General features: G+C 43.8%; 9 protein-coding genes and 1 pseudogene. 8 read left to right on the top strand and 2 right to left on the bottom strand.

All coding sequences use genetic code 11. The annotated features are described in order from the left end of the window. The 8 genes and pseudogenes from G548_RS0115155 to G548_RS0115115 form a co-directional block, all read left to right on the top strand. Positions 1-243 (top strand): annotated as a pseudogene (locus G548_RS0115155) (IS701 family transposase); the annotation flags it as partial. Positions 244-658: 415 nt separating this feature from the next. After that, positions 659-1684, top strand: coding sequence for a HEPN domain-containing protein (locus tag G548_RS0115150; protein ID WP_156847960.1), 1026 nt, complete (start codon positions 659-661; stop codon positions 1682-1684). Between the two features lie 406 nt (positions 1685-2090). Next, positions 2091-2285, top strand: a complete 195-nt coding sequence (locus G548_RS0115140) for a hypothetical protein (protein ID WP_022794996.1) — start codon at positions 2091-2093, stop codon at positions 2283-2285. Positions 2286-2298: 13 nt separating this feature from the next. Beyond that, positions 2299-2490, top strand: coding sequence for a hypothetical protein (locus G548_RS0115135; RefSeq protein WP_022794995.1), 192 nt, complete (start codon positions 2299-2301; stop codon positions 2488-2490). A 64-nt stretch (positions 2491-2554) separates the two neighbouring features. After that, a complete protein-coding gene (locus G548_RS0115130) occupies positions 2555-2905 on the top strand; it encodes a hypothetical protein (RefSeq protein ID WP_022794994.1) in 351 nt (116 codons plus the stop codon). A gap of 36 nt (positions 2906-2941) precedes the next feature. Next, complete coding sequence (locus G548_RS0115125; protein WP_022794993.1) at positions 2942-3601, top strand: restriction endonuclease; 660 nt, start codon at positions 2942-2944, stop codon at positions 3599-3601. Positions 3602-3619: 18 nt separating this feature from the next. Beyond that, a complete protein-coding gene (locus G548_RS0115120) occupies positions 3620-4228 on the top strand; it encodes a recombinase family protein (RefSeq protein WP_022794992.1) in 609 nt (202 codons plus the stop codon). Positions 4229-4514: 286 nt separating this feature from the next. Continuing rightward, complete coding sequence (locus G548_RS0115115; RefSeq protein ID WP_022794991.1) at positions 4515-5960, top strand: NADP-dependent glyceraldehyde-3-phosphate dehydrogenase; 1446 nt, start codon at positions 4515-4517, stop codon at positions 5958-5960. Between the two features lie 391 nt (positions 5961-6351). Here G548_RS0115115 and G548_RS0115110 read toward each other — a convergent pair whose 3' ends face one another. Continuing rightward, on the bottom strand, positions 6352-6630 hold the full coding sequence (locus tag G548_RS0115110; RefSeq protein WP_022794990.1) for a hypothetical protein: 279 nt from the start codon (positions 6628-6630) through the stop codon (positions 6352-6354). A gap of 102 nt (positions 6631-6732) precedes the next feature. After that, the gene (locus tag G548_RS0115105; RefSeq protein WP_022794989.1) at positions 6733-7662 is read right to left on the bottom strand and encodes an LCP family glycopolymer transferase; all 930 of its coding nucleotides are present in this window, start codon (positions 7660-7662) and stop codon (positions 6733-6735) included. Position 7663: the final 1 nt, after the last annotated feature.

Raw genomic sequence — 7663 nt, 5'->3', positions numbered from 1 at the left:
GAAGCCAAGGGCAAGCTGTCGATGGGCGGGTACCGGCTGCGGAGCGCCCCGGCTATCCGACGCTACCTGCTTCTCCTCCAAACCGCCTGGCTGCTGCTTGCCTGGGCATTTGCGGGCACCATCAGTGAAGCCTTTCATGCCAGTCATCAGGATCACCGGCGGCGGGAGATTGCGGATATTTATCAGCGCGCCCGGGCGGGCGCGACCCTGGAAAGCGTATATGACGCTTATCGCGTCGCCTGACCCGCAAAGCCATCGGTTGGATGATATTGTCGATGATTTCCAATATTTAAATCCATGACCAACATTTGTTTTCAAAACTGCAACATTAGAGTATTAGTATAGCGAATTGGAAAATTTTTAAAATCATTTCTTATAATAAAATAGAATTGAGGGAAGCCAAATTAATAATACATATAATGGTTACTGCACTATCGGAACTAAAAAGTATAAAAGTACGCTAGAGCTACATGATGGTGATAATAAACTTACCATTGAAGATTTTCATCGTGAATCCTTACTTAGAAATTTTTTGCGTTATAGGGACGTTCCTATCATTTTTGTTTCTGAAAATGACAACAAAGTTTTTTCGGTATTTGAGTATTTCGAGAAATCTTATAGGGAGAAAACCAATATATGTGTACTAAAGGCTAATCTAGTGGTAGAGGGGAGTTTTCGAAACATAAACGACTTCACATGCAAAAAAATAGAAGCTAAGTTTACTAAGCTTGCTTCCGTTCTCCCTAGTAACTCAACGTCCACTCATCATTTTGTTAGGCTGGATGGTGAGGAGAGAAAATATATTGTCTCTTTGAAAAATACAAAAGAGTCTTCTAATAAAGATGTGTATTTAAGTATAGAGACTGAAACCAATCAGTCTTTCGATAACACGAAAATGATTTTGTTTTTTATTAGATGCATATTGTCATTTTTAACGAACACCAATATTTCTTATCAAGAACTATATTATTATGACGATAATGATAATCCACTACTTATCGCTGATATTGAGGACACTTCTGAAAATAAAATAGATAAAACTAATGTTAACTACCGCATGACCAATATGAAGGAAAACGTACTTGATTTTGTGATGAAACCAATTTCCACAGATTATTTGGATGCTTGGATAACTTTTGCAGCAGTAGAAAGAACACCAGGGCTATTAGAGGATAAATTTCTGCACTACGCTCGGTGCTTAGAGCTTTTCGCAAAGGCTAATGAATCTAATTATATTTATGAAGATAAGAACGAATTAAATAAAAAGAAAGATAAATACATTGAAGCAGTAGATGCTCTTCAAGATACGTTAAAAGAAGAGTACAGAACAGCTTTAAAAAATAGATTCGAACAAGCTAATCAAAAAGGTTTTGCAAAGTTGGTGAAATTGTTTTTCAAAAAACAAGAGTTTAGTGAAAATTTAAAGGCAATATCAAGAAATCAAAATATCAATAAATTAGCAGAAGACATTGTTGAGACGAGAGATAACCTAAGCCACAGTAATGATATTTCTCAAATGAATACTAGAAAATTAACTGAAATATGCCAGCTTCTAAAGGGAATTATTACTTTACTTATGTTAAAAGTACATGGCGTAAATCTGGATATAAATTATAGAGAATTGGACGTTGAAAATTTTCTAAGATCATATGAACGACCAATCCCATTAAAGAAAAAGAAATAAACATGTAACTAATTAAAGGATTAAGAAAGATAGAAACATAGATTTTCTTTTTTTACTTTTTGAAGTTCTTTTGAGTATACCCGAAAGGACAAAAGCGAAATGCTGGCAGATCAATGTTTTTTAGGGTTCTTTTAAATGGTTCATTTACATTCAACAGTATGGAGGGGATAATATGGAAATAGTAATGAATATATTTATAAGTATATACGGGCTTCAAATGGTTTTGTTCGTGCCGTTGGCCCTGTTCAATGAACTAGCCATCATTAGTGATCGAGGAATGAAAAAGTATATGGTCAGTATAGGCGTCAATGCTTTATTTCTCCTTTTAATCGCTGTAATCGTAACTTCATCAAACCCGTTCATATAGATACGGCCACCATCACTATATCGAAAAGGAGTTTTTACCATGAACATCATAGAACTATTTAACAGCATTGATCGCCAGACCCTCGGAATGATTATTGTCGGTTTCATCGTTGTTCATCTGATCGTGTTTGGTTTTATCTTTCATAGCCGTTCTCATGCTATTATTAAGGTTATTTTTGGGACGGCGGCCGGATTACATATCGCATTTATGACGATAATCTACTTTGCTATATAAGGAGCTGTTGATGATGTTCTCCGTGGAAAAATTAAAAGAGTTTTTTTATGCCGCTTGGACCTTTGTACTGATTAGCGGCATGGCGATTCTATTCATCATCCTCTATGTAACGAAAGGACAAGCGTATGCATTCGTTCTTACAGCCGGCATTGCTTTTTTAGTGCCAATGATGCTTCTTTATTTTTTCGCTCAAGTATTGATTTGACCAATGAGTAGATCATTAGGACGGCGAATAGCATAGGAAAGAAATAAAAGAAAGGAGAAATGTTGTGATACTTATTGGCAATATCGTGTGTTTGATTTTATTCGTGTTCTTATTTATTCACTTTTACCGGAAAGCTGAATGGGTTTCGTTTGGTATTACCTGCTTGGTAACGGTGCTTGCAGTGGTGAATATCATTCTCTATGGAATGGATATAGATGGTTCGATCACAACGACCATCGAGACACTGGAAACGATCGTTGATGTTTTATGGAGCATCGCTATGGTGGTAGTGATCGGGGGAACAGCTTTCTTATTCTTCGTGAAGCAAAAGAAAGAACTCGCTACGAAACTTGGCATGACAGGCATTATATTGTTAATGATTGTGTTTCTTGCGAAAGAAATGATTCCCGTTTAATAGGGAAAATCGGATAAAAGAAAAGGAAGCGTTACGATGGAAGGCTTTTCGATTTCAACTCTTATAACAGCTGTGATCGTACTGGTGGTTTTGGTGTTCCTGGGGCAAGGGGCGGTTTATTTCTACCAACGATGGCAGAAAAAGCGGCAGTTCCAGCGCATCATCGACAGCGGCCTTCCGTCCATCGATCAGATGGACGGAGCGCAGTTCGAGTATTTTCTGGTCGAGCTGTTCCGGCAGTTGCAATATAAGGCCAAAGGCTCGAAGGCGTCTCACGACTACGGAGCGGATCTCATTTTAGATAAAGAGAACCGGATTGTCGTACAGGCCAAACGGTACGGCGTGAACAAGAAAGTGGGTATCAAAGCTGTACAGGAAGTGTATTTTGCTCAAACTTATTTCCAAGCTGATGAAGCATGGGTATTAACGAACAGCTTGTTCACCCAAAGCGCCAAAAACGGCGCTGAAAAAACGGGCGTGAAGCTGTTTGATCGGGAGGACTTGCAGCGGTGGCTCTCGCAGGTGAATCCGGCCCTTGATGCCAAGACCGTGGTTGAAACCGTGAAGCCGAAAGAACGAAAATGTCCGGCCTGCGGCGGTCTGTTGGAAAAGCGTACATCAAAACACGGGGCGTTCATGGGTTGCAGTCACTATCCGGCCTGTACACATACCGAACCGATCAATGCGAAGAACTAAGCAAAGGAGCGCAACCATATGGCTGGCAAACACATCGGCTATGCAAGAGTAAGTACCAATGAACAGAATTTAGAACGGCAGATGCAGTTACTCCGGGAAGCTGGATGCGAAAAAATCTTTACGGATAAAGATTCCGGCCGACAAATGAAGCGTAAAGGCTGGGAAGAAGCCAAAGCCTTTTTACGGGAAGAAGATACCTTATTCATCCATGACCTTAATCGGCTCGGCCGGAGCATGGAAGGTATCAAACAGGAATGGGAAGTCTTAACGAAAATGAAAGTGCATATCGTGGTGCTGAACATGCCAATTTTAGACACCCGGAAGTACGGAGAAATGGAAATCGTGGGCCAGATGGTGATGAACCTTTTAAAAGAAGTGTTTGCATGGATGGCCGAAGAACAATGGAAGCAACGGAAAGAAGCCCAAGATCAGGGCATAGCGATTGCAAAGGCACAGGGCAAGTACAAGGGCCGTCAAACCGAATTTAGTCCCGAAGGCAAGCACCGGGACAAATACTATATGATTTTGAACCTTCTGGAGCAAGGCTACGGCCAACAGGAGATTGCCAAACGTATGAACTGCGGCCTGTCTACGGTCAAACGAATCAAGAAAAGAAAACGTTTGTAAAAGTTCGAGAGAGCGTAATAAAGAATAATCCATCGATTCAGAAACAAAGAAAATTGAATTTTTGTATAATTGAATCATTGTATTATTGTTTCATTTATTGAAAGAGCTTCCGATAAGGGCCGTTATGTTTACAGTCAAAATTAACGGAAACGGAATTGGTACTTCATTATCCCGATGATTCTAATCTGTTTACTTAGTTTTGGGACTTGTTGATGAGACCCCTAATGTGGTTTAATAGAAAACATTAACCTTTTAGAGGTTAAAAACATCGAGGGGGAGAGAAAAGATGATGACACGCAAAACGGAAGATGTGTTTGAAACGCTGCTTAACAATCAATGGATCGGGAGTGAGAGCGGAGAAACGGTTCCTATTTATGCCCCCGATGACCATGAAGTGGTAGGAAGAGTACCAGCGTTAAGTCAGGAGGAAGTGGACAAAGCGGTTCAATGCACCGCTGAGGTTCAGGAAGCATGGGAAGCCAGAGAAGGTCATGAGCGTTCGGAATTGCTTCACCGGTGGGCCGAAGAGTTGGAAAAGATGACCGATGAGATTGGGGAAATGATCCACCAGGAAGTAGGAAAAACGCTCTCCTCGGGAAAAAGTGAAGTGAAGCGTACCGCCCAGTTGATTCGCCATACAGCAGAAGAGGGGCTTCGGACACACGGAAGCTTTATTCAGGGGGATGCCTTTCCCGGAGCGACGAAGCAGACAAAAGCGATGGTGCAGAAGGTTCCTCACGGCGTTGTCCTGGCGATTTCACCATTTAACTATCCGGTCAACCTGGCCGCTTCCAAAATTGCACCGGCGCTTATTACCGGCAATACCGTGATCTTCAAACCAGCGACGCAGGGGGCTATTAGTGGGTTATTAATGGTACAGGCACTCGTGAAAGCCGGGCTGCCGGAAGGCGTATTAAACGTAGTTACGGGACGGGGATCGGTGATTGGCGATTTCATCGTAACTCATCCTTTGATAGATATGATTACGTTTACCGGGGGAACGGATACCGGAAAACATATTGCAAAAAAAGCATCCATGATCCCAGTGGTGCTGGAGCTTGGCGGCAAAGACCCGGCGATTGTCCTGGAGGACGCCGATTTGGATCAAGCAGCAAAAGAAATTGTCAGTGGAGCCTTCAGCTATTCCGGCCAACGCTGCACAGCGATCAAGCGTGTGATCGTGATGGACAGTGTCGCGGATGAACTCGTAGAGAAAGTAAAAGATATCGTGTCCGCCCTGAAAGTAGGCACATCCAGAGAAGACGCGAGTGTCACGCCAATGATTGATCAGAAGGCAGCAGATAACGTTACCAGGCTGATTGACGACGCCCGGAGTCAGGGAGCTGCAGTCATCCTTGAAGGGGGAAAGGAAAAGAACCTGCTGGGGCCGACCCTGCTGGATCATGTAACCGAAGACATGGCCATCGCCTGGGAAGAACAGTTTGGACCGGTGCTTCCCTTCCTGCGGGTGGAGAGTGAACAGGAAGCCATTCAGCTGGAAAAGCGTAACGAGTATGGTCTTCAAGCCAGTGTGTTCACGAAAAATCTGGAGAATGCCTTCGCGATTTCCGATAAGCTGAACGTAGGCACGGTTCAGGTGAACGGCAAAACCTCTCGTGGCCCCGACCACTTTCCGTTCCTGGGAGTGAAAAATTCGGGTCAGGGCGTTCAGGGCATTGGAAGAAGCATTGATTCGATGCTTCGCGATAAAGTGCTGGTACTGAATCTGTAAAAAACGGAGAATGGTTGGGATCAACAATCGTATCATTTTTCAGAATTTTTTATTTTATTTTTCATTGCCGCTTTGCAGATGATGAAGAGAGTTCGTAAAAGCATTGATGCTTCTCATCCTAGGTATGGTCAGAACAACTAAGTCATGTTAGGTGAAAGGAAAAGGTCTCCGACAGTTTATGTTGGAGGCCTTTTCTCGTGTGCCGGGTGCCATTGTTCAAAGAAAGAGATGGTAATTTCTTAACAACTGTATCTTCTGATCATTCCGATGATGTAGATAATCATTACGCTATGTGATAAACGGAGAACCTATTTATATGTTCCTAAGGGTCAGTAGGGTAGGACAAAAAATAATGTCCACTAGGAACAAATCCATTCCAGTGGACAACAACTTATTCGGCCTCCTGATCGTGAAGTATATGCACGAGCTTTGGCAGGGGAATGGCTCTAACGACATGGGACGTGGGAGAAGAAAGCGAATCATATTCGCCCACAGATTCCATGTGAACAAGATTCTCTACGCGCAGAAAGTAGAAAATATCTTGTAATTTCTGTTCTTGCTTTCCATTTAGATACATCAAGGCTGGTTGGCCCTGAAGGAGTGATTCGGAAATATTGTCATTCGCATGTTTATCTAATTTGTGTAAGGCTTGATGGATTCTTGGTTTCATTATTTCCTCCCCAGGTTTTTGCATTTATCGTACATACCATGCATGTAACGGGCCCCGTGGCACGGGAATAGAATAAGGGCCTTCCTTCAGTGATTGAAAACGTTACGCGCGATCATCGGGATGTTTGATTTCCAGGTGCTGGTTTAGCCGGTCCGACAGTTCCTGCACCTGTTCATGGTCCGGCATGTAATAATACGTGTCGTCCATTTCGCCGTCTTCCCCTTCGATTTCATGCTGCTTCACCTGGTCGAAGGCGGGCTGATAGTTTGATTGGACGGACCAAACATCCTTCAGCCGGAAATTGGTGCGCACATGGCCTTCAACAACGGTGAGAATGCTTTTGATTTTCGGGACAGAAGAGATGTCGGTGCCTTTCTCCATCATTCCAAGAAGAAGGTCACGCTGCCGTTCCTGGCGTCCCAGATCTCCACGCGGGTCGTCTTTGCGCATGCGCGCATACTTCAGGGCTTCTTCTCCGTTTAATTCCTGGGAGCCTTCGGCGAAATGGGTGCCTTTATACGTGAAGGCGAATGAGTTTTCGACGCTGACGCCATTGATGGTGTTAACCATGTCTTCAAAGCCGGCCATATCCACCTGGAAAAAGTAGTCGACAGGCACATCCAACAACTGTTCAACGGTGCGGATCGTTTCATCCTTCCCGCCAAACGCATAGGCGTGATTGATTTTATCCTTTTCCCCCTCCCCGGCAATGGTGGTGTAGGTGTCCCGGGGGATGCTTACCATCTGGGTGGATTTCGTGTCCGGATTGACCGTCAACAGCACGAGCGCGTCCGTCCGCTGATTGGGGTCATCCGGGCCCCCGGATTCGTCCACGCCCATCAATAAGACGGAAAAGGGGTCTCCCTCGTCAAAATTAATCGTGTCGAGCCGGTTTTCGGATTCGGCCCGGTCGACGTCTTCCTGGATGGCCGTAAAAGTGGTGGCAACCAGGTTCCACCCGTAGCTGCCGGCGACCACCAGCATGACGCCGAGGCTGGTGCCGATGATTAATACGATTTTTTTCCATTTCATT

The sequence above is a fragment of the Marinococcus halotolerans DSM 16375 genome (assembly GCF_000420725.1).
Classification (GTDB): Bacteria; Bacillota; Bacilli; order Bacillales; family Marinococcaceae; genus Marinococcus; species Marinococcus halotolerans.
This window is presented reverse-complemented; position numbering and strand designations above follow the sequence as displayed.

Coding starts and splice junctions, on each gene's coding strand:
- G548_RS0115140 (WP_022794996.1), top strand. CDS start 2,091: ATGAACATCATAGAACTATTTAACAGCATTGATCGCCAGACCCTCGGA.
- G548_RS0115135 (WP_022794995.1), top strand. CDS start 2,299: ATGTTCTCCGTGGAAAAATTAAAAGAGTTTTTTTATGCCGCTTGGACC.
- G548_RS0115125 (WP_022794993.1), top strand. CDS start 2,942: ATGGAAGGCTTTTCGATTTCAACTCTTATAACAGCTGTGATCGTACTG.
- G548_RS0115120 (WP_022794992.1), top strand. CDS start 3,620: ATGGCTGGCAAACACATCGGCTATGCAAGAGTAAGTACCAATGAACAG.
- G548_RS0115115 (WP_022794991.1), top strand. CDS start 4,515: ATGATGACACGCAAAACGGAAGATGTGTTTGAAACGCTGCTTAACAAT.
- G548_RS0115110 (WP_022794990.1), bottom strand. CDS start 6,630: ATGAAACCAAGAATCCATCAAGCCTTACACAAATTAGATAAACATGCG.
- G548_RS0115105 (WP_022794989.1), bottom strand. CDS start 7,662: ATGAAATGGAAAAAAATCGTATTAATCATCGGCACCAGCCTCGGCGTC.